The 20,786-nt window shown below is 47.5% G+C and carries 21 protein-coding genes and 2 tRNA genes; 21 read left to right on the forward strand and 2 right to left on the reverse strand.

Going from position 1 to position 20,786, the window contains the following annotated elements; genetic code table 11:
- Positions 1–9 precede the first annotated feature (9 nt).
- From dnaB to ACX4JR_RS00225, 19 genes are all read left to right on the forward strand, one after another.
- A complete protein-coding gene (gene dnaB / locus ACX4JR_RS00135; protein ID WP_476059031.1) occupies positions 10–1,338 on the forward strand; it encodes a replicative DNA helicase in 1,329 nt (442 codons plus the stop codon).
- 191 nt (positions 1,339–1,529) lie between these two features.
- Entirely contained in the window at positions 1,530–2,918 is a 1,389-nt protein-coding gene (locus tag ACX4JR_RS00140; protein ID WP_476059032.1) for an NAD(P)/FAD-dependent oxidoreductase, read from the forward strand.
- A gap of 12 nt (positions 2,919–2,930) precedes the next feature.
- Entirely contained in the window at positions 2,931–4,214 is a 1,284-nt protein-coding gene (locus ACX4JR_RS00145) for an adenylosuccinate synthase (RefSeq protein WP_476059033.1), read from the forward strand.
- 94 nt (positions 4,215–4,308) lie between these two features.
- A tRNA-Lys gene (locus tag ACX4JR_RS00150) sits at positions 4,309–4,384 on the forward strand.
- A 3-nt stretch (positions 4,385–4,387) separates the two neighbouring features.
- Positions 4,388–4,463: transfer RNA gene (locus ACX4JR_RS00155), tRNA-Glu, on the forward strand.
- Positions 4,464–4,612: 149 nt separating this feature from the next.
- Positions 4,613–5,602: a polysaccharide deacetylase family protein gene (locus tag ACX4JR_RS00160; protein ID WP_476059034.1), complete on the forward strand. Its 990-nt coding sequence runs from the start codon at positions 4,613–4,615 to the stop codon at positions 5,600–5,602.
- Positions 5,603–5,729: 127 nt separating this feature from the next.
- A complete protein-coding gene (locus tag ACX4JR_RS00165; protein WP_476059035.1) occupies positions 5,730–5,915 on the forward strand; it encodes a hypothetical protein in 186 nt (61 codons plus the stop codon).
- A 264-nt stretch (positions 5,916–6,179) separates the two neighbouring features.
- Positions 6,180–6,332, forward strand: a complete 153-nt coding sequence (gene scfA / locus ACX4JR_RS00170) for a six-cysteine ranthipeptide SCIFF (protein ID WP_476059036.1) — start codon at positions 6,180–6,182, stop codon at positions 6,330–6,332.
- 89 nt (positions 6,333–6,421) lie between these two features.
- Entirely contained in the window at positions 6,422–7,789 is a 1,368-nt protein-coding gene (gene scfB / locus ACX4JR_RS00175) for a thioether cross-link-forming SCIFF peptide maturase (protein ID WP_476059037.1), read from the forward strand.
- A gap of 28 nt (positions 7,790–7,817) precedes the next feature.
- Positions 7,818–9,197 (forward strand): peptidoglycan DD-metalloendopeptidase family protein, encoded by a 1,380-nt coding sequence (locus ACX4JR_RS00180; protein WP_476059038.1) that lies wholly within the window; start codon positions 7,818–7,820, stop codon positions 9,195–9,197.
- A gap of 68 nt (positions 9,198–9,265) precedes the next feature.
- On the forward strand, positions 9,266–9,862 hold the full coding sequence (locus tag ACX4JR_RS00185; protein ID WP_476059039.1) for a tetratricopeptide repeat protein: 597 nt from the start codon (positions 9,266–9,268) through the stop codon (positions 9,860–9,862).
- 180 nt (positions 9,863–10,042) lie between these two features.
- Entirely contained in the window at positions 10,043–10,873 is an 831-nt protein-coding gene (locus ACX4JR_RS00190; protein WP_476059040.1) for a peptidase MA family metallohydrolase, read from the forward strand.
- Positions 10,874–10,969: 96 nt separating this feature from the next.
- Positions 10,970–12,223, forward strand: coding sequence for a UDP-N-acetylglucosamine 1-carboxyvinyltransferase (gene murA, locus ACX4JR_RS00195; RefSeq protein ID WP_476059041.1), 1,254 nt, complete (start codon positions 10,970–10,972; stop codon positions 12,221–12,223).
- Positions 12,224–12,235: 12 nt separating this feature from the next.
- The gene (gene rlmH / locus ACX4JR_RS00200) at positions 12,236–12,715 is read left to right on the forward strand and encodes a 23S rRNA (pseudouridine(1915)-N(3))-methyltransferase RlmH (protein ID WP_476059042.1); all 480 of its coding nucleotides are present in this window, start codon (positions 12,236–12,238) and stop codon (positions 12,713–12,715) included.
- 454 nt (positions 12,716–13,169) lie between these two features.
- Positions 13,170–14,588 carry a dissimilatory-type sulfite reductase subunit alpha gene (gene dsrA, locus ACX4JR_RS00205; RefSeq protein WP_476059043.1) on the forward strand — a complete coding sequence of 473 codons (1,419 nt, stop codon included), beginning with the start codon at positions 13,170–13,172 and terminating at the stop codon, positions 14,586–14,588.
- A 12-nt stretch (positions 14,589–14,600) separates the two neighbouring features.
- Complete coding sequence (dsrB, locus tag ACX4JR_RS00210; RefSeq protein WP_476059044.1) at positions 14,601–15,788, forward strand: dissimilatory-type sulfite reductase subunit beta; 1,188 nt, start codon at positions 14,601–14,603, stop codon at positions 15,786–15,788.
- A 31-nt stretch (positions 15,789–15,819) separates the two neighbouring features.
- Positions 15,820–16,053 carry a dissimilatory sulfite reductase D family protein gene (locus ACX4JR_RS00215; protein WP_476059045.1) on the forward strand — a complete coding sequence of 78 codons (234 nt, stop codon included), beginning with the start codon at positions 15,820–15,822 and terminating at the stop codon, positions 16,051–16,053.
- A gap of 83 nt (positions 16,054–16,136) precedes the next feature.
- Positions 16,137–16,769, forward strand: a complete 633-nt coding sequence (locus ACX4JR_RS00220) for a tetratricopeptide repeat protein (protein WP_476059046.1) — start codon at positions 16,137–16,139, stop codon at positions 16,767–16,769.
- Entirely contained in the window at positions 16,766–17,389 is a 624-nt protein-coding gene (locus ACX4JR_RS00225) for a YkgJ family cysteine cluster protein (RefSeq protein WP_476059047.1), read from the forward strand. The genes ACX4JR_RS00220 and ACX4JR_RS00225 overlap by 4 nt, the downstream gene beginning before the upstream one ends.
- Positions 17,390–17,500: 111 nt before the next feature.
- On the opposite strand, the gene ACX4JR_RS00230 is transcribed toward ACX4JR_RS00225, so the two are convergent.
- Both ACX4JR_RS00230 and ACX4JR_RS00235 read right to left on the reverse strand, forming a co-directional pair.
- Positions 17,501–18,610, reverse strand: coding sequence for a DVU0298 family protein (locus tag ACX4JR_RS00230; protein WP_476059048.1), 1,110 nt, complete (start codon positions 18,608–18,610; stop codon positions 17,501–17,503).
- Between the two features lie 83 nt (positions 18,611–18,693).
- A complete protein-coding gene (locus ACX4JR_RS00235; RefSeq protein WP_476059049.1) occupies positions 18,694–18,936 on the reverse strand; it encodes an FmdB family zinc ribbon protein in 243 nt (80 codons plus the stop codon).
- Positions 18,937–19,604: 668 nt separating this feature from the next.
- Between ACX4JR_RS00235 and ACX4JR_RS00240 the strand changes: the two genes are divergently transcribed.
- Together ACX4JR_RS00240 and ACX4JR_RS00245 are read left to right on the forward strand one after the other, a co-directional pair.
- The gene (locus tag ACX4JR_RS00240) at positions 19,605–19,790 is read left to right on the forward strand and encodes an ATP-binding protein (RefSeq protein WP_476059050.1); all 186 of its coding nucleotides are present in this window, start codon (positions 19,605–19,607) and stop codon (positions 19,788–19,790) included.
- Positions 19,791–19,960: 170 nt separating this feature from the next.
- On the forward strand, positions 19,961–20,785 hold the full coding sequence (locus ACX4JR_RS00245; RefSeq protein ID WP_476059051.1) for a respiratory nitrate reductase subunit gamma: 825 nt from the start codon (positions 19,961–19,963) through the stop codon (positions 20,783–20,785).
- Position 20,786: the final 1 nt, after the last annotated feature.

Raw genomic sequence — 20,786 nt, forward strand, 5'->3', positions numbered from 1 at the left:
GTGAGCATAATGACGGAAAAAACTCCTCCCCACAATTTGGACGCCGAGCAATCGGTATTGGGCTCGCTTCTTATAGAGCCGGGCTCAATTCACCGCGTGGCCAGGTTTCTTCAGCCGGAAGATTTTTACCTTGAACCTCATAAACTGGTTTACCAGGCAATCCTGAACCTGGATGAGGCCGGTGAGCCGGTGGACCTCCTTACCGTTACGGAATATCTCAGAAAAAAAGGAGACCTGGATAAGATAGGCGGGGCCGCCTATGTAGCTGCCCTTGCCAATGCCGTGCCCACTGCGGACCATATCGAATATTACGGGCGCATAGTTGAAGAAAAGGCCCTTTTGCGGAATTTAATTCACCTGGCCACAAGAATCTCCAGCATGGGCTACCAGGGCAGCGAAGATGCCGAGCGCCTGATGGATGAGGCAGAGCGCATGCTGGCGGAATTGGGAAGCAGGCGGGCATCGTCTGTGATTAAATCACTGCGGGAAATCCTGGTGGACAGTATTCAAAACCTGCAAAAAAAGTATGAACACAAAGGTGAAGTGACGGGGGTGCCCACCGGCTTCAGAGACCTGGATAAAATGTGCTGCGGCCTTCAGCCGGGCGACCTGATTATTGTTGCTGCCAGGCCGTCCATGGGCAAAACCAGTTTTGGCCTGCAAGTTGCTTATCATGCTGCCAGGAAATTGCAAAAGGGAGTAGTGATATTCAGCCTGGAAATGTCCAGAGAACAGCTGGTTCAGCGCATACTTTGCGCCGAGGCGGGCATAGACCAGCACAAATTGCGCTCCGGTCTTCTCAGTGAAGATGACTGGAGCATTTTAATGAGCAAAGGGCGGGAAATGGCAAAGGTTCCTTTATATATTGATGATTCGGCAATTTTAACGGTCCGGCAAATTCGCTCCAAGGTCCGCAGGCTGCAGGCGGAAAAGGGAATTTGCCTTATAGTTATTGACTACCTGCAGTTAATGCAGGGCGGCCGCAGGGTGGAAAACAGGCAGCAGGAAATAGCCGACATTTCCCGGTCCTTGAAAGGATTGGCCAAGGATTTAAATGTACCTGTGCTGGCACTGGCTCAATTGAGCCGTTCCGTGGAACAGCGGCATGATAAAAGGCCTATTATGTCCGATTTAAGAGAGAGCGGCAGCCTGGAACAGGATGCAGACGTGGTAATGTTTATTTACCGGGATGATTATTACAACCCGGAAAGTGAAAAAAGGGGTATATCGGAAATAATAATAAGTAAGCAGCGTAACGGTCCCGTAGGAACGGTAGAATTGGGCTTTGTCAAGGAATACACCAAATTTTTAAATCTCACCAAGCGTGAAGAAAATTAAGTTTGTATACAGAATATTTTGTGATTATCCTTGACAATGACCGGGGTGTTTGATAATATTCGTATGTTGTCAAAATAGAGTAGCGTAGTGTTCGAGAAAGTATTTGGTATGTAGTTATACAGTCAATTTATTGGCTCAAATAATGATTGTTTGGGTTATTTTTATGTCCGGGATTACAGGAGGGGAATAAGTTGCAGCAAGTATATGACGTTATAATTGTAGGTGCCGGGCCAGCAGGAATATTTGCAGCTTTAGAATTGGTAAATAATAACAATAAAGCCAGGATATTAATACTGGAAAAAGGGCGCGATATTGATAAACGTGTTTGCCCTTCCCAGGCAGGTAATACTGAATGCAGGCGCTGTAATCCCTGTTCCATCGTTTGCGGGTGGGGGGGCGCCGGGGCTTTTAGCGACGGTAAGCTTACCCTCTCCACGGAAATTGGCGGTAGCCTGGAAGAATATATTGGTGAGGATAAATTACAGGAAATGATAGATTACGTAGACCGTGTCTACGTGCGTTTCGGCGCTCCCCGGGAAATTCACGGGCTGGAGCACGAGGAAGAAATTAACGAATTCCAGCGCCGTGCCCTTCAGAGCGAGCTGAAGCTCATCCCGGTGGCCATAAGGCACCTGGGAACCGGCCGGTGTATGGAAATATTAAAACGTATGTATGAACATTTGGTTTCCCGCGGTGCTGAAGTGCGTACCGGGGTTACGGTGGATTCGCTGGCAGTGGAGAATAACCGGGTTCAGGGAGTGGTTACTGAATCAGGTGAAATTATCCACGGCCGGTATGTAATTGTCGCACCGGGCAGGGAAGGTGCTGAGTGGTTGACAAAACAGGCCAGGCAACTAAATTTGCGCATGGCCGTTAACCCGGTGGATATTGGCGTGCGCGTAGAGGTACCTGCCACGGTAATGGAAAGGTTGACCCGTGTTTTTTACGAGGCTAAGTTTATATATTACTCCAGGGCTTTTGATGACAGGGTGCGCACCTTTTGCATGAATCCCAACGGCGAAGTAGTGATGGAAAATAATGAAGGGCTGGTTACGGTTAACGGTCACAGTCACGCATATAACAAAACAGAAAACACCAACTTTGCAGTACTGGTAAGTAAAACCTTCACCGAACCGTTTAAAGACCCTATTTCCTACGGAAAATATATTGCAAGTCTGGCCAATTTGCTTGGTGGCGGGGTAATTGTGCAGCGTTTGGGCGATTTAATTGCAGGACAGAGGACTACCGAGGCAAGGATGAAAAAATGCCTGGTCAGGCCGACCCTTGCCAGTGCAACTCCCGGAGACCTCAGTTTGGTATTTCCTTATCGTCACTTGGTGGCAATCGTTGAAATGCTTAAAGCACTGGACGAGGTGGCACCGGGGGTTTATTCTCGCTATACACTGCTTTACGGAGTAGAAGTAAAATTCTATTCCTCCCGCCTTGCCCTCAGTAAAAACTTGGAGACAGAAATTGAAAACTTATTTGCTGCCGGGGACGGTGCAGGGGTAACCAGGGGTTTGGCCCAGGCATCTTCTGCCGGTGTATTGGCCGCCCGGGAGATACTTACCAGGTTATAAGGGGGTTACTTAATGCCAACTGTAGTTTTAATTGGGGCCCAGTGGGGCGACGAAGGGAAAGGAAAGGTTACTGATTTCCTGGCACAAAAAGCTGACGTGGTAGTGCGCTACCAGGGTGGCAATAATGCCGGTCACACGGTGGTGGTGGATGATAAAGAGTTTAAGTTGCATCTTATTCCGTCAGGCATTTTGTATCCGGACAAGCTGTGTGTTATAGGTAACGGGACGGTTATCGACCCGGCAGTGCTTTTGAATGAATTAGAGGGGCTTAAAGAGAAGGGAATTAATACTGATAATCTCCGTATTAGCTCCAAGGCTCACGTAATCATGCCCTACCACCGGAAAATCGACACCGTCGATGAGGAGCTCAAGGGCAGCCGGAAAATAGGCACTACCGGCCGGGGAATCGGGCCGGCATACATGGACAAAGCTGCCCGGGTAGGTATCAGGGTGGCCGACCTGGTGGATGAAGAAGAATTTCCTGGCTTGCTTAAAGATGTCCTGGAACAGAAGAACAGGCTTTTAAGCGAGTATTACGGGGTTTCCGGCTATAACTACGATGAAGTTCTGAAAACCTACCAGGGGTATGCCAAAGAGATTCGCAAGTATGTGGATGATGTTTCTATACTGGTTAACAAAGCTGTTGACCAGGGCAAGAATGTACTGTTTGAGGGGGCCCAGGGGACCCTTCTGGATTTGGATCACGGTACCTATCCCTTTGTAACCTCCAGTCACCCTGTGGCGGCAGCGGCTTGTTTAGGTACCGGTATCGGGCCGACGAAGATTGATAAAGTTATAGGTGTGGCTAAAGCTTATACCACCAGGGTTGGGGGAGGCCCGTTCCCTACTGAATTGCATGATGATGTGGGAGAATATATTCGCAGGCAGGGGCGCGAGTTTGGAACAACAACCGGGCGCCCCAGGCGCTGTGGCTGGTTTGATGCGGTGGTGGCCCGTTATTCGGTCCGCATCAACGGACTAAATTCCCTGGCCATTACCAAGCTGGATGTGCTTACAGGCCTAGATACCGTTAAAATTTGCACTGCCTATAAGTATAAGGGTGAAATGCTCTCTGAATTCCCGTCCAGCCGCAAAGTTTTGTCTGAGTGCGAGCCTCATTACGAAGAATATCCGGGCTGGAAAGAAGATATATCCGGAGCACAAAAATATGAAGACCTGCCGGGTAATGCCCAAAAATACCTGGAGCGCCTGAGTGAAGTGTCAGGTGTTCCCGTGGATATAATTAGTGTAGGTCCTAAGCGTTCCCAAACTATCATTATGAAGGAAATTTATTAGAAAATTGTTATAGAAGTCCAAAATTTAAGTATTGACTGCCTGGCTGATTTAGTGTAAGATATAGCAGTGTGAGCGGCAATACGCCGCTTGAGGTGGGCCATTAGCTCAGTTGGTAGAGCACCTGACTTTTAATCAGGGTGTCCCAGGTTCGAGTCCTGGATGGCTCACCATGTGGCCCCATGGTCAAGTGGACTAAGACACCGCCCTTTCACGGCGGTAACCCGGGTTCGAATCCCGGTGGGGTCACCACGTAAAGGCCTTGCCAAACCGGCAGGGCCTTTTATTTTTCCCGCAGGTTTCATGCCGTCGTCAACCGGGCAAACGACAGTTGAAGCTGGAATTGTCTCAAAAAGGGAATTAGATAAAATTGTCGAATAATTGTTAAGAGGAGATTTGCAATGAAGAAAGTATTTTTGTTTATATTTGTCATTATGCCCTTTTTACTTACCGGATATTCCCTTGTAAACAACGGTTTGCAGAAAAGCAGCAGTTATGTTCCGCCCATGCTGGTCATAATGTACGATGATGGTCCCGTGGAAGATTATGAAATTGCCTTTCCGGTACACCAGGCCCAGGGAGTTCCGGGCGTGGTTTGTATAAATTCTTCAACTGTGAATACTGAAAATAACTTGAGCATTGACCAGCTGAAGGAGATGGAGGGTGTGGGGTGGGAAATAGTAAATCACGGCAAGTACCATGCTGCCTTGGATAACAGGAAGGTAATAAAAAATATTAACGCGGGAGATACCAGAATTTATATAGACCGGCCGTACCGGATAAAGAAACAATATAAGTATCTGCTTTACAACGAAATCACCGGGAAAAAAGAGATCGTCAATATTGTTAACGTGCAGGCGGAAAGGGGAAACAGGAAAAGGGGTTACGTGGAAATAGAAGGCGGCGCCCAAAATTCTTATCCGAGGTGGAGTACCTGCTTAAGGCTGACCGAGGATTCCGCCGTGGAGGAAATTTTGGAAGGGAAAAAAGAACTTATCAACATGGGATTTAATGTAACCAATTATACCTATTCTTATAATGCTTATGAAGATTGGTCAAAAAAAATCGTTTCCAAATACCACAATGCCGCCAGAAGTAATTCCGGTGGCAAAATATTGTTCAAACGAATTAATAAAAAGCCTTTAAGTGAATATGCCTTGTATTCAACCAATTTTGAAGTTGATAAAATAACTGATAAAAGACTGGAATTTCTATTGGGGCAGACTGCCAAAAAGGGAGGATTAACAATTCTCTGGGCCCATACCTGGTCGGACAACTTTACGCAAGAAAGGCTGCATTATATTATCGAACTGGCCAAAAGTAAAAATATACAAATTACAACCCTGCAAGAAGCCCTGGACAGGTTCGCTGCTGCGACGGCAAAGGATTAAAACTTTAAGCAGGACAAATCTGTTGATACCCGCGAAATTATGAAAAATTGGCTGAATTGATCATTTTTCGAAAGCATACGACCGGCCTATTTTGGAGGTTAAGAGTGAAAGCTTAAACCTGAAACAAATGAAAATAAAAGTAATATTGTTAAGCTGCCGGGAAAAAATGGATAAATTGCTTGAAGCCGTAGGAATCAAAATAAATGGAGTACTTTTCAGCGAGCGGGCAGTTAAAGAACTGGATATTCTATTTGACGGGCTAGGAGCCTGCCTGGCAAGACTACGGGTAATGAGGCGCTGCGGAAACATGTAAAAGATGAAGCTGAAAAATATGCCGGGCTTGCCCGGGAATTTGCTATTATGCACGAAGAAAGGTTTATTAAAGGCATTTGCTTGCCCAGGTCTTCCAGCATATATTTAAACATGCTGAGCGGTTTGAGCGGTATCTTTTATAATTTAGGGCAATTGGCCGATTAGGTTATCTTCCGGTTAAATAAAATCCTTGCATAAATAATCCGGTAACTTTATAATCTTTTTGTAAAGAGTTTAGTTAGTAAATTAATTGGGGGGAAATAATTTGGCCAAACACATTTACACTTTAAATCCCGTATCCTTGCAGCACCGCAAGGAAAAAACCGGCTGCGGGGAATGCCAGACTTCCTGCCAGTCCGCGTGCAAAACTTCCTGTACCGTGGGAAACCAGGTGTGCATTAACAAACAGGAGAAATAAACTAAAAAGCCTGATCCCGTATGGGATGAGGTCTTTTTTTTGTTGGAGCAGCGGAGAACACCGGCCATAAAAAAGCAGGGAGGAAAAGTATGATTCACAGCTTTACCTTTGACGAGTTGAATATTGTATTGGACGTGCACAGCGGGGCCGTCCACATAGTTGATGAAATAACCAGTAAAATATTGGAATACTATCCTCATACCGGCCAGCGTACAATAATAGAAAAGCTGTCCCCTGTGTACGGCCGCGGGCAGGTGCAAGAAGCCCTGAAAGAAATAGAAGACTTGGTGGAAAGGGGGCTGCTTTTCAGCCCCGACGAGGTCGGAAGGGAATATAAGCCTGATGAAGATACCGTAATTAAGGCAATGTGCCTTCACCTGGCCCATGACTGCAACCTGCGGTGCCGCTATTGTTTTGCCGGGCAGGGCCCCTTTGGGGGAGACCGCAGCATGATGTCGTACCGGGTGGGGACGGCTGCCCTCGATTTTTTGTTGGAATATTCCGGCCCGCGCAGGCATGTGGAAGTTGACTTTTTCGGCGGTGAGCCCCTGTTGAATTTTGATGTACTGAAAAAGCTGGTGGATTACGGGCGGAACAAGGCGGCAAAGGCGGGCAAGGAAATAAAGTTTACCGTAACCACCAATGCGGTATTACTAAATGACGAAGTGGCCGATTACTTGCACCGTGAAGGGTTAAGTGTCGTGCTCAGCCTGGACGGGCGCAGAGCCGTTCATGACGCCATGCGTCCCTTTACCGGCGGCGCCGGAAGCTACGATATTGTAACGTCAAATATTTCAAGGTTTATCAGTCATTATAACCATGACGATTATTATATACGGGGAACCTTTACCAGGTACAACCGGGATTTTGCCTCGGATGTTTTACATATGGCCCGGCTGGGCTTTAAACATCTCTCGGTGGAGCCGGTGGTCGGCGGGCCCGGTGAAGATTATTCCCTTCGCGATGAAGATTTGCCTGAACTTTATAGCGAATACGAAAGGTTGACCCGGGAACTGCTGGCCTTGCGGCAGCAGGGCAGGGGAGTTGATTTCTTCCATTTCAATATTGACCTGGAAGGCGGCCCGTGTCTGAAAAAGCGCCTTTCCAGTTGCGGGGCGGGGAATGAATACGTGGCCGTTACCCCCGGCGGAGAAATTTACCCGTGTCATCAATTTGTAGGGCAGGAAGAGTTCAAGCTGGGAAATGTTTTTGACGGCCGCTTGGATGAAAAAATAAGGAGACAATTTCGGAGTGCCCATATTTATAACAAGGAAGGATGTTCTTCTTGTTGGGCCAAGTTTTATTGCAGCGGCGGCTGCCACGCCAATGCCTTTTTTGCCAACGGCACCATTTACAGGCCTTATGGAGTGGGCTGCAAATTAATGAAGAAAAGGCTGGAATGTGCCCTTTATCTTAAGGCAAGGGAAATCCTGGACAGGAACCAAATAATTGATTAATTGAATTTAGCCCCGGGAGAGTGGAAATGTGCCGTTTTTTAAGGTTTGGCAGGAAATGCCCGGACTTGCAGGGCGAGCTTTTGGCGCCGGGCGGGTTTACCTGGCAGCATCTCTAATCCTGTTCATATCTGTATGCGCCCTTATTTTAAATGGATTCGCGGTGTGGGTTGTTTCGGCGGATGACCATCCGTTAATGTCCGTACAAAATCGCAGTATTGCCAAAAAGGCCGTAGAGATGGTCTTAAAAAAACAGGCGGAACGTTACGGCTGCCCTGTGGCTATTGAGCAGGAAATTGAAATCAGGCCGTTTTGGGGGACAGGCAGGGAACTTCCCCCTTATTTTTCCTCTGTGGATAATATTTTAGACTGGCTGGAGCAAAATTTAAACTTCGTAACGGACGGCGCTGCTATTGTTATAAATGGAGAAGAAAAAGTTTATGTGCGGGATATAAAAACCGCCCGGGGAATTCTGGGCAGGATAAAGGACAAATACCGCCCCCGGGGAGCCAGCGACGTCAATTTTGAGGAAAAGGTTGAGCTGGTGGAAAAGAGAGTGCCTGTTGAAACCCTTGCCACTGTGAACGAAGCGGTAAAATTTTTAACCACCGGCGGGGAGGAAATAGAAACCTACCGGGTGCAAAAGGGGGACACTCTCTGGGGCATTGCCCGGGAAAAAGGTTGCAGCCTGGCCCGGCTGTTGGAACTTAACAAGGGAATTGAGCCCCGCTTATTGCAGATCGGGCAGGAAATAAAATTAAACAGGCAGAGACCGGCTTTGAATGTAGTAAGCCGGTATGAGCAGGTAGTGATGGAGGACTTGCCGTATCCGGTAATTGAAAGGGAAGACAGGAACCTGGACTACGGCGAAATAAAAACGGTTCAGCCGGGTATCCCGGGTAAAATGGAGGTTACATACCGTATCGTAGAAAAAAACGGCAAAATACAGTATAAATGTGAAGTTAAGCGGGTGATTAAGCAGAGGCCCCGGCCGGAGATAATAGCTACGGGCAGTGAGATGTTATTGTCTTCCCGTTCCGGGCGGGGAATATACAGGCCGGTAAAAGGAAGAATTTCTTCAGGTTACGGAATGCGCCAGGGCCGCATGCATTATGGAATTGACATTGCTGCCGGCTTCGGCAGCCCGGTGGTGGCCATGGCGGCAGGTACTGTGCAATTTGCCGGTTACCGCGGGAGTTACGGGCTGGTTGTGGATGTGGACCATGGAAACGGCATGATAAGCAGATATGCACACCTTTCCGGTGTTGTTGTGTCCCCCGGGGAAAAGGTTGGCGGCGGCCAGTTAATCGGACAGGTGGGTTCCACAGGTAACGCCACGGGCCCGCACCTGCATTTTGAAGTGCTGGTGGACGGTGTGCCTGAAGATCCGGAAGAATACCTAAATTTTTAATTTGAAATTGCAGCGGTTTGATACTACAATAAAAAGGGAGTCACAGCGGGACAAGGAAGTGATTAAAGATGGGTTTTTTTATCAATGCTGCCAAAAACAAAAAGCGCCAGAAAATGGTATTTTTGATCACTGCCATTTTCGTGGTCGCGGGCCTGGTTGGCTCCACTATCATAGGTATTTTTGCCGGCCGCTCCCAGGAAGATTATGCCCGGGCCGGCTATCAAGCGTCGCAAACTCCCGGGCAAAGGGTGGCCGACCTTGAAGACCGTTTGAAGAAAGATCCCGGGGATGTCGAGATTTTGGGTCAATTGGCCGAGGCCTATTATGATAACGGGCAGGTAGACAAGTCCTTTGAAACATATAAAAAGGCCCTGGATATTGACCCTGACAACAGCCGGCTGAGAACATCTCTGGCAATAAAATATTTTTTGCAAGATAAGCCCGAAAATGCCGTGGCTCAAATGAGGGAAGAAATAAAGCAAAATCCCGGCAATAATATGGCCCACTATTACTTGGGGCAGTTTTTGGCCTATGGATTAGGTAAATATAACCAGGCAATTCAGGAACTGCAAATTTTTTTGGACGGGGTTGGCGACTCCAAGGTCATGGCGGCGGAGGTAGCCAAGGCCAGGCAAATGATTGAAGAATTTAAGGATAAAAGCTAATAGTGTTCTACAGAGCCAGGTTTTTAAACTGGCTCTTTATATTTAAATGCCTATTACATAATTTACCAGCAAGTTAGTTGACTAATATGAGGTGTATTTTTTATGCCGCGCTGTAGTCCTTTGCCTGATTACGATTTTCCACAAGAAACCGGGATTTTCCGGAAAATTATATTACATGGTTTGGCGTTACTTATTTTGATTACAACCTTTGCATTAATCCGGATTCCCGGAACTGTAAAGGGATATCTTTATACCTTGTTCCGGGAAGCAGTTAAAGTTGACATAATGCTTCGGACCCGTGATTGGAACACTTTGGAGAGCAGGCATTTTGTGATACGATATAAGCCCGGTGAAAAGGAAAATGCACGGCTGGCCCTGGATACGGCTGAGTTTTTCCTGGGTCCTGTGGCGGGAAAGTACGATTTTCCGGTTAAAGATAAAATACCTTTAATTCTTTATTCTTCCCGGGAAGAATTGAACGCCAGTTTTGGCTGGCCTTCCAGTGAAAGGGCCATGGGGGTTTACTGGGGAGGTGTAATTAGAATCCTTTCCCCTGATGAGTGGATAAACTGCAGCAATTTTAAAGAAAAAAGGTCCATTTTTATGTCGAGCGGGCCCATGGTCCATGAACTTGTGCATTTGGTGGTGGATTACCGGAGCAAAGGCAATTATCCCAGGTGGTTTACCGAAGGTTTGGCCCAGTATGAAGAATACCGGCTCACCGGCTTTCGCTTTAAAGGTCCGGGGGCCGGTTGGGCCCGGAAAGTATATCCCCTGCGCAAACTGGACAGGGATTTCGATTCCTTGCCCAATCAGACCCTGGCTTACCGCCAGTCTCTTTCTGCCGTGGAATATATATTGGAAGTCTATGGAGAAGATAAATTGCATAACATTATTAATGGTTTGGCCCGGGGCTGGTCCATGAACCGGGCCATGGCCGATTCCCTGGGTGTTGGTATAAAAGAATTTGAGAAAAATTGGCACCGCTGGCTGAAAGATAGGGAAAAGTAAGGGATTCGGGTTAAAGCAGGATCTTAAAGGCAGGCGTTGAATTTTTAGTATTGTGTAGCTTAATTGTGAAATTTGCAGGGAGGAAATCATACAATTATGCATAGATTGGTTATTACGGGAGGCAGGCCGCTCAAGGGCAAAGTTCGTATCAGTGGAGCTAAAAATGCTTCGCTGGCGCTTCTTTGTGCCACTGTTTTGGCTCGTGATACGGTAGTGTTGGAAAATGTGCCTGATATCAGTGATATCAGGGTAATGATTAATATATTGGGTGAAATTGGCTGTGAAATAAATTGGGAGTCCCCGGGGGTTCTTAAGATTAATGCGCCCGAACAGTTAAAGGGACAGCCTCCTTGCCGCCTGGTAAAGAAGCTGCGTGCTTCCAACCTTTTGCTGGGGCCCCTTTTGGCCCGCTACGGTGAAGCTGAAATTGCTTTGCCGGGCGGGTGTAATATAGGTGTCAGGCCCATGGATTTACATTTTAAAGGCCTTTCTGGGCTTGGCGCTGAAATATCCATCGACCGTGGTACGGTTAAGGCCAGGGCAAACGGGCTGAAAGGTTGCAGGGTTTATCTTGACTTTCCCAGCGTAGGTGCTACGGAGAACATCATGATGGCCGCCTGCTTGGCCGGGGGACAAACAGTGATAGAAAACGTGGCCAAGGAACCGGAAATCGTAGACCTGGCTAATTTTTTGAACTGCCTGGGGGCAAAAGTCCGGGGTGCCGGAACAGATGTTATTAAGATCGAAGGCGTCAGGGAACTGGGCGGGTGCCTGCGCTACGGGGTAATTCCGGACCGTATTGAGGCCGGTACATTTATGGTTGCTGCTGCTGCAACGGGTGGCGAGGTGGAATTGGAAAATGTAATACCCCTGCACTTAGAGCCCGTTTGTGCAAAATTAAGGGAAGCAGGGGCGGAGATAATTGAGACCGGAGAAACTTTGAAAGTCAGGGTTAGGGGCCAGTTAAAGTCCATCGATTTGAAGACCCTTCCTTACCCGGGCTTTCCCACCGATATGCAGTCTCAATTTATGAGCATGTTGAGTATCGTTCCCGGGACCAGCATAATTATCGAAAATATTTTTGAAAACCGGTTTCAAGTGGTGGATGAATTAAAAAGAATGGGGGCAAATATTAAAGTTGAAGGGCGGGTGGCCATTATAGAAGGAGTTGAATCCCTGCACGGTACCCATGTTGTGGCTACAGATTTACGGGCAGGGGCTGCACTGGTTATAGCCGGTTTGATTGCTGAAGGAGATACCGAAATATCCAGGGTGGAATATATAGACCGGGGCTATCATTTGCTGGAGGAAAAAATGAGAAGCATAGGGGCCCAAATATGGAGAAAATAAGGCGGTGTGGGCGTGCACATAATTATTCTGGCAGTGGGTAAATTAAAAGAGAGGTACTTTTTGGAAGCTCAAAGGGAATATATAAAACGTATACGTCCTTACGCACGCCTGGAAATTAAAGAAGTGGCCGAGGAAAGTATAGGGGAAAATGCCGCCGAAAGCACACTAGAAAAAATAAAAAATAAGGAAGGACAAAGGCTTGTACGGGCTTTAAGACCCGGTAGCTTTATAGTTGCCCTCGACAGGCAGGGAGAACAAGTTGACTCGGTAGGCCTGGCCGGGAAAATCAAAAATCTCGGAGTACAGGGAAAAAGTCACATTACCTTCATTATCGGAGGGCCCCTCGGATTAAGCGGAGATGTATTGCAAAGGGCCCACTGGAAGCTCTCTTTTTCCCGCCTTACCTTTCCCCACCGCTTGATGAGGATAATACTTCTGGAACAAATTTTTCGATCATTTAAAATAATCCGTAATGAACCTTACCACCGGTAAACGAGGCTTGTATTTACAATTGACGGCCAACGGCAGCTATTCTTGCTATGTATCACCTGTAGACTGAAATTAGTTGGTTAGTTAAAATAATAGGTGAGGTTTGTGGGGACAAGTATACGGTTTATGGGCCTTTTATACATAATCAAAATTGCGCTAGCGGCCTGCTGTAAAACCGGGGCGGCGGGTAAGGTTACTGGTTTTGATTAATGTGAAATTTTAAAAAAGTAATATGGTCAGGAAGGAATAATCCAAAAAGTAACGAATTATATTCAATAATCGCGAAAAGACCAAAGCATTCCGTTACAGAGGGTAAGTGTGCACTATAAAGTAAAAAAAGGAACAAGTGTAACATGTAAAAACGAAGGCCCTTCAATAAATAAAGGGGGTGAAGGTGGTCTAAAAATATAATTATTTGAATGTAAGATTTATATTTAGTAAAAAGGAGGTTTTGTTTGTGGCTTTCGAACCAAAGCAACCACAGAAAGAATTAAAGTATGAAGAGTTGCGAATTTATACTGATGAAGAATTAAATAATTATACGGATGAAGAACTTAAAAATTTCAAAATCAAGCATGATATTCCCGACCTGGAAGAATTGGAAAAAGGGCCGTGGCCCAGCTTTGTGTCCGATGCCAAGCAGGAAGCCCTGCACAGAAGGAAACTGGCCGACGACCGGATGATGATTAGCAGGGACTGCGTAGAGGACTTGCTTGGCCAGCTTCAGTTGTCCTTTGAGGACGGGGAAACCCACTGGAAGCACGGCGGTATTGTCGGTGTTTTCGGCTATGGCGGCGGTGTTATCGGCAGATATTCCGACGTTCCGGAAAAATTCCCCGGCGTTGCTCATTTCCATACCGTGCGTGTCAACCAAACAGCCAGTAAGTTCTATAATACGGACTACCTGAGGGCTCTCTGCGATCTCTGGGAGTACCGGGGAAGCGGTCTGCTGAACATGCACGGGTCCACCGGCGACATTATCCTTTTGGGAACCACCACCGACCAGCTGGAGCCCCTCTTCTATGACTTGACCCACGAGCTGCAGCAGGACCTCGGCGGTTCGGGCTCAAACATGCGTACACCTTCCTGCTGTATCGGTAAAGCCCGCTGCGAGTGGGCCTGTATAGATACCCAGGACCTGTGCTATGAAATGACTCAGTACTACCAGGACGAGCTGCACCGTCCCATGTTCCCCTATAAGTTCAAGTTGAAGTTTGACGGCTGCCCCAACGGCTGCGTGGCCTCCATTGCCCGTGCCGACATGTCCTTTATCGGGACCTGGAGGGACGAGATCAGGATTGACCAGGAGGCCGTAAAGGCTTATATCGCCGGGGAACTGGAGCCCAACGCCGGCGCCTTTAAGGGGAGAGACTGGGGTAAATTCGACATCCAAAAAGAAGTTATCGATCTCTGCCCCGCCCAGTGCATGTACATGGAAGACGGCGAGCTGAAGATCAATAACGAAGAGTGCACCCGCTGCATGCACTGCATCAATGTCATGCCGCGTGCCTTGAAGCCAGGAAAGGATACCGGCGTTACCATCCTGTGCGGAGCAAAGGCTCCCATCCTGGAAGGTGCTCAAATGTCTTCAGTGATTGTTCCCTTCATGAAGGCTGAGCCGCCTTACGATAACATTAAGGAACTGCTGGAGAAAGTATGGGATTGGTGGATGGAAGAAGGCAAGAACCGCGAGCGCTTGGGCGAGCTCATACTGCGTAAGGGCCTGCCGACCTTCCTCGAGGTTATCGGCGTTCCGCCTGCACCGCAAATGGTCAAGGAGCCCAGGTCCAACCCGTACATCTTCTGGAAGGAAGAAGACGTGCCCGGTGGATGGGACAGGGATATTAAAGATTACAGATCCAGACATAAGAGATAGGAGGTTAGTTTCATGGCATTATCTTTGGGGAAATTGGGAAAATATAATCCAGATAAACCGCAGGAAGACAGGATAACAGATATTGGCCCGCGGCATTTCTGGCAGTATTTTCCTCCTGTGATACAGAAAAATTATGGTAAGTGGGCTTACCATGACATTTTGGAGCCCGGTGTGATGGTACACGTTTCCGAAACCGGGGACAAGGTTTACACCGTGAGGTGCGGTGGGGCCCGGTTTATGACTGTACAATTTGTCCGGGAAATCTGTGAAATTGCCGACAAGTACTGCGACGGCTATGTGCGTTTCACCACCCGCAACAATATCGAATTCATGGTTGACAGCCTGGAAAAAGTGGAGGCCCTGAAGAAAGACCTCATGAGCCGGAAATACCCCTCCGGAAGTTACAAATTCCCCATCGGCGGGACCGGTGCGGGTGTTACCAATGTGGTTCACACCCAGGGTTATATCCACTGCCATACTCCTGCTACTGACGCTTCTTCCATGGTCAAGGCGATCATGGATGAACTTTACGATTACTTCACCGGCATGACCCTTCCGGCTAAGGTCAGGGTTTCCATGGCCTGCTGCCTGAACATGTGCGGTGCCGTGCACTGCTCGGACATTGCTCTCTTGGGTTATCACCGCAAGCCGCCCATTATCGACCATGAAATTTTGGACGACGTCTGTGAGATACCTCTTGTTATTGCTGCTTGCCCGGTAGGGGCTATTTCTCCCGATAAGACCGAGAGCGGCAAGAAGACGGTTAAGATCAAAAACGACCGCTGCATGTTCTGCGGTAACTGTTACACTATGTGCCAGGCACTGCCGCTGTCAGATAAAGAGGGCGACGGCGTAACGGTGCTGGCCGGCGGCAAGCTGTCCAACCGGATCAGCGAGCCCAAGTTCTCGAAGGTAGTTGTTCCGTGGCTGCCGAATAACTTCCCCAGGTTCCCCGAAGTGGTTGAAACCGTTAAGAAGATTATCGAAGCCTATGCCTCCGATGCCAGAAAGTACGAGCGCCTCGGGGATTGGGCCGAGCGCATCGGCTGGGAGAAGTTCTTTGAGAAGTGCGATCTGCCCTTTACCGAGCACCTCATCGATGATTACCGCTTAGCCTATGACACCTACCGGACCAGCACGCAGTTTAAGTTTACGGAAGCAGCCTGGAAGGCTTCCAAGGCAGCAGGAGGGATTGATTAAGATTTACCTATTATAAGGGAGATGTTACTTTATGGAAGAAATTAAAAAAGCCATTCTTGAATTTGCCGAAACCAGTAAAAAAACCAAGTTCTATTTTAAAGATATGGAGAAGGCCGTTAAAAAGGTAGTTCCGAATGCCAAATCCAGGGAAATTAAAAAGGCCGCTACTGAACTGGTCAATGAAGGGACACTAATCTATTTTTCCACTGGTAGCAGTACCATGTACGGCTTAAAGGGAAGGGGAATTACGGAAGACCCGGAGTAAACGCCCGGCAGTTGGAGAGGTTGCCGTCCGCTTCGGATGGCGGCCTCTCTTTATCTTGAATTTTAAACGGAAAGGCGGGTAACATGAAAACACCACAGGATTCCCAAAAATTCATTGAAGAACAGATAAGGCTCCTGGACGAAAACCCCGGGTGTGCCAATGCTCAATATAATCTGGGTGTTTTCCTTATGCAGCAGGGGAGATTGGATGAGGCTATTCCGTTTTTTGAAGAGGCTATTGCCAACAGCGGCCGGATGTTTGAGGCTTATGTCAATTTGGGATATATTTACTTCAAAAAAGGAGACCTGGAAAAAGTTGTAGAAGCCAACAAAAAGGCCGTGGAAATAGAGCCCAGGTACGCCCGTGGATACGCAAATCTCGGGTTTGCCTATTTACAGATGGAAAAAGCTGATGAGGCTATTGGGGCCCTTGAGAAGGCCATCGAGCTTAACCCTAAAATTGCCCAGGCGTGGAGTAATTTAATTAATGCTTATCTCCAGAAAGATGATGTGGAAAAAGCAATAGAAACCGGTGAAAAACTGCTTGAATTTGCACCGGACTTCTCTCTGGGGCATAATAATCTTGCCTTTGCCTACTATGTGAAGGGGGATTATGCAAAGGCCATAGAACATGTCGACAGGGCCGTTGAACTGGGCTTTGAGGTTCACCCCGAATTCTTGAAAAGATTAGAGCCTTATCGTTCCAAGGAACAATGATGTTTGCAGATTTGTTTCAGGCATATGAGCTGCTGGCGGCAAAGGCGGATAGTGCTTTCCGGAAGGTGAAAAAAGATTACGGTCCCTGTATCAAGTGCGAGATTGGCTGCTCTGATTGTTGTTATGCCGTGTTTGGCCTTTTTCTTATAGAATCCGTTTATCTCAAGTATCACTTTGATCAGCTGGACCGGGGGCTCAGGCGGGGGGTCCTTTTAAGGAGCAATAAGTCGGACAGGGACTTGTTGAGAATAGAAAAAAACTTGCAGCCGGGTAATAATGCCCGTACGCGGGCCTGGTCCATGGAAAATGAAAGGGTAAGGTGCCCGCTTTTGGGCGGTGATCAAAAATGCCTGCTTTACCCGTTCAGGCCCATTACCTGCCGGGTTTACGGCATTCCAACGGTATCCGGCGGAAAGGTTCATGTCTGCTGGAAGGCAGGGTTCGAAAAAGATAAATCTTATCCTGCTTTTAACCTGGACGGCATTTATAGAGAACTTTACTGGCTGTCGAGAAAGCTGCTGGGGCGAGCCGGACAGAGAAACATGGAAAGGGCGTCTCTTTTGTTGTCTGTCTCCAAGTCCATAAAGACACCCATTAAAGACCTTATAAAGGGAATATAACGGGTTTCCGGGGCCACTCAGGGTCTTTTTTTATTGCCGCAGCAAAAAGGCACTTCCTTCTTCCCGGTTTGTGCAGTCCGGGTATAGGGAGTGCCCGGCAGGGGCAGGAAATTATTTGCATTTTTCCAAAGCTTCTGCTGCCACTTGGCCTATTGTCTTTTTGCTTATATTACCATTTTGATATAAATTAATCTCCTGTGCATCATTCCGCATGCATTCCAGTTCCTTTTTTGCCTCCGGTGCTTTCAGGTTGCCCAGGAGCTGTGCCGCATAACCCCGCACTTCGGGGCTGGAATCTCGCAGGAAAGGCATAAAATAATAAGCCGACTTTTGAACTGATTTGGGATTTGCCTCTGCAATTCTTCCGATGGCCCTTAAGGCCCTGGGGCGGAATGCTTCGTCCTCCAGGAGCTGATATAAAGTGGGGATGTACCCTGCATAAATATCAGGTAAATTGGCAATGATTTCTCCTATAGCATCTATGGCTCCCCAGCTCGATGAGCCGGGACTAACGGTGGCTGAGAATAACCCCTGAAGAAATTTGGAGATGGCTCCCGGATCTTTTCGGGCAATGATTACCGATACCCTGCCCAAAATTTCCGCTGCCCGCATGCGGGTCAGTTCATCGCTGGAGTAGAGAAGACGCTGTAAGTCCCTAATAATTCTTTTATCTTGTTCGGCCGCATCCAGCAGCGGCTCCACTTTATATTTTCTTACCAGTTCTTCCAATTCTTTTCTTGCCAATTTCTTTTTTCCGGCAGGTGCTGTTACTGTTTCAACTGAAGGGGCAGCGGCCCCGTCCAGCTTTTTTTCAACACCTTCACGGGTGACCTCTTGAATGTCCCGGTGAAGCCTGATGAAGTAAAGGGCCCCGGAGACTTTTCTACCTCCGTAAGACCCGCCCGGGACAATAAGGTGGCCCTCATAATCATAGTTCTCCACCAGCTGTTCCAGATAGTCCTCTTCGGGCAATAAGCCCCACGCCAGATCCCAATCCATGTTGCAGCCAAAAACAAGGGCCTCAATAAAAGCAGAGCCCAGGTTATGCCCGGTGGCGTCATATGCATAGACGGCGCCACAGGCACATGATCCCACGGGCATTTCTCCAGGCCTTCGTATATTCAGCTCTTTCGGTTTTTCAATTAGACTTCCACAAAAAGGACACGTGGGCCTTTTCACAAACTCTTTTCCAAAGGATACTTTTTTCGCGTCACTTTTCATAGGAGATCAAAATTGCGCCCCTTTCCCCAATTTATAAATTAAGGTACCTTAGCGTCCAAGGTACCTTGAAATCAATCTATTATTTATTCACATCCCGGAATTTCTAATGTTGCACAATTAGTTCCCGGGCCGCAGGACTTGGTTGTAACTTTTGGCTTTTTACCGTCTTTTCCGCTTCCCATAATATAATTTGTTTTACTGATTACCCGCTCAAAGGAATCGGACTGGCACTCGGGACATTTTATCTCCACTTTTTCATTGGGATTGATGAAGAGCTTTTCAAACAGGTTGCCGCACTTCAGGCACCGAAATTCAAAGATAGGCATTATGCATCTCTCCCCGGGATAATAAAAATAATTATACACTTCTACCTTCCCACTTACCTTAATTAGTATATCAGCGCGAGTGGATACATGTCAAATATTGAACTTTTATAAACTAAGAGCCGCCCTGCCTGCCACTTACCTCCTATGGACAACACCATTGGGGTTGCAGTATAATATGGATCAACAGTGGGAAGAGGACAGTTGGGAGATCTAAGCAGGTTTCCTGCGATTTACATGGGATTTAACTTAAGAACAAATGTAAAAATTTTTTACGTAAAAACTATTTTTGTAGAAGGAAAAAGTTTGAGATGTAACGAACTTATTATTGTCCTGGCCGGCCGGGCTGTGACTGGTTAACTGGCTAAAAAAATTATTAAAGAAACCCTTTTGCCCTGTAGTTTGGCTGGTGCAATAAAGCCGGTAACGCCCTCCATTTCCAGTGCTAGCAAATCAGGGGAATACGAGGAGGGGGCAGTAATCCCCCTTAATTTATTGAGGCGTACACTCAATAAAGGCGAGCTGTGGGCAGCCCCGTTATCCTGGGGGGGAATTTTTCAAGCCAAACTTGGCTTGAAAAATTCCCCCCCAAAAAAGGAGAGGAGTTAATCGTAACGGGGTTGTCACATTAAGTTCAATAAAAGTTTAAAATTTCTAGGAGGTGAACATTTGTGTTCAAGGTAGAAATCGATGTTGAAAAGTGTGAAGGTTGCGGCGAATGTGTTGATAACTGCCCGGCCGAAGTTTTGGAAATGCAGGATGACAAAGCTGCGGTCGCAAATCCCGATGAGTGCCTGGGATGTGAGACCTGCACCAGCGTTTGTCCTTCCGGTGCTGTAACCGTAGAAGAGGTATAGGTACCAGCAGGGTAAATGTAAAAGCATCATAATCGTGCACCGGAAACGGGCGGGCTGACCGGGCGCGCATAACGAGGGCAGGTTGCCCGCCGTATTCCGGTGTACTCCCGCAAATCATGATAAGGCCGTGTGGGAAATTTATTCCGTACCGGGCCGGAGGAGGTGTTTGTGTGAAGCTCCTGATTGGTCAGATTCTTCCGTATATTACGATAACTATATTTGTATTGGGAGTTTTTTATCGCTTGGGTCGCTGGGTGGGGGCACGGATTGTGCATAATATCACTCTTTCCGACCCGTTCCTCAGAACAAATGGTCAAGTGGCTTTAAAAATAGGGACGGAGGCGTTTTTATTCAGAAGTATTTTTATTTTCGATAAGGCTTTATGGGCAGGGGCATTTATCATGCATTTTGCTCTTCTAAACGTTTTAGGGGGGCATATTGTAGGGTTTGGGTTACTGGGAGAGCAATTTGCTTTTATCCCTGGCATTACTCCTGAAATGAGTAAAGACATGTCCAACTTCCTGGGTACCGTTTTTGGAATTGTATTGTTTATTTCTATTGCCTATCTCCTCATCAGGCGCTTTGCCATAGCCGGGGCTAGAGCTGTAAGCAACCCCAGCGATATTCTATGGCTGGTTTACTTATTATTAATTGTCGGCGTGGGTAATATAATGCGCCTGTTCCCCCAGTACCACATAGAGTACGAGCTGGTTCGTGATTATATTGTTGCCCTTGCTACATTCCAGCCGGTTCTTAACATGGAACTGCTTGACAGTGTTTTCTTCCTGATTCACTTCTTGCTGGTGCAAATTTTACTGATTTTGTTCCCGTTCAGCAAGCTTATGCACCTGTTCGGGATGTTTGCCGAGCGCTGGATTGTCAACCGTGTCTATCATGATCCCGCTCCCGGATTGCCCAATATTGATGTTGCCGCTGCCCGCAAGGCGGGTTTAGGATTGCCTTCCGGCGGCGAGTCAGCTCAAGAGGGGGTGTAAA

It is taken from the genome of Desulfofundulus sp. JL263-se, from assembly GCF_056316025.1.

Bases quoted from the DNA above. Each gene is read 5' to 3' on its own strand.
- dnaB (WP_476059031.1), top strand. From the start codon at position 10: ATGACGGAAAAAACTCCTCCCCACAATTTGGACGCCGAGCAATCGGTA.
- ACX4JR_RS00145 (WP_476059033.1), top strand. From the start codon at position 2,931: ATGCCAACTGTAGTTTTAATTGGGGCCCAGTGGGGCGACGAAGGGAAA.
- ACX4JR_RS00160 (WP_476059034.1), top strand. From the start codon at position 4,613: ATGAAGAAAGTATTTTTGTTTATATTTGTCATTATGCCCTTTTTACTT.
- ACX4JR_RS00165 (WP_476059035.1), top strand. From the start codon at position 5,730: ATGAAAATAAAAGTAATATTGTTAAGCTGCCGGGAAAAAATGGATAAA.
- scfB (WP_476059037.1), top strand. From the start codon at position 6,422: ATGATTCACAGCTTTACCTTTGACGAGTTGAATATTGTATTGGACGTG.
- ACX4JR_RS00185 (WP_476059039.1), top strand. From the start codon at position 9,266: ATGGGTTTTTTTATCAATGCTGCCAAAAACAAAAAGCGCCAGAAAATG.
- murA (WP_476059041.1), top strand. From the start codon at position 10,970: ATGCATAGATTGGTTATTACGGGAGGCAGGCCGCTCAAGGGCAAAGTT.
- dsrB (WP_476059044.1), top strand. From the start codon at position 14,601: ATGGCATTATCTTTGGGGAAATTGGGAAAATATAATCCAGATAAACCG.
- ACX4JR_RS00215 (WP_476059045.1), top strand. From the start codon at position 15,820: ATGGAAGAAATTAAAAAAGCCATTCTTGAATTTGCCGAAACCAGTAAA.
- ACX4JR_RS00220 (WP_476059046.1), top strand. From the start codon at position 16,137: ATGAAAACACCACAGGATTCCCAAAAATTCATTGAAGAACAGATAAGG.
- ACX4JR_RS00225 (WP_476059047.1), top strand. From the start codon at position 16,766: ATGATGTTTGCAGATTTGTTTCAGGCATATGAGCTGCTGGCGGCAAAG.
- ACX4JR_RS00230 (WP_476059048.1), bottom strand. From the start codon at position 18,610: ATGAAAAGTGACGCGAAAAAAGTATCCTTTGGAAAAGAGTTTGTGAAA.
- ACX4JR_RS00235 (WP_476059049.1), bottom strand. From the start codon at position 18,936: ATGCCTATCTTTGAATTTCGGTGCCTGAAGTGCGGCAACCTGTTTGAA.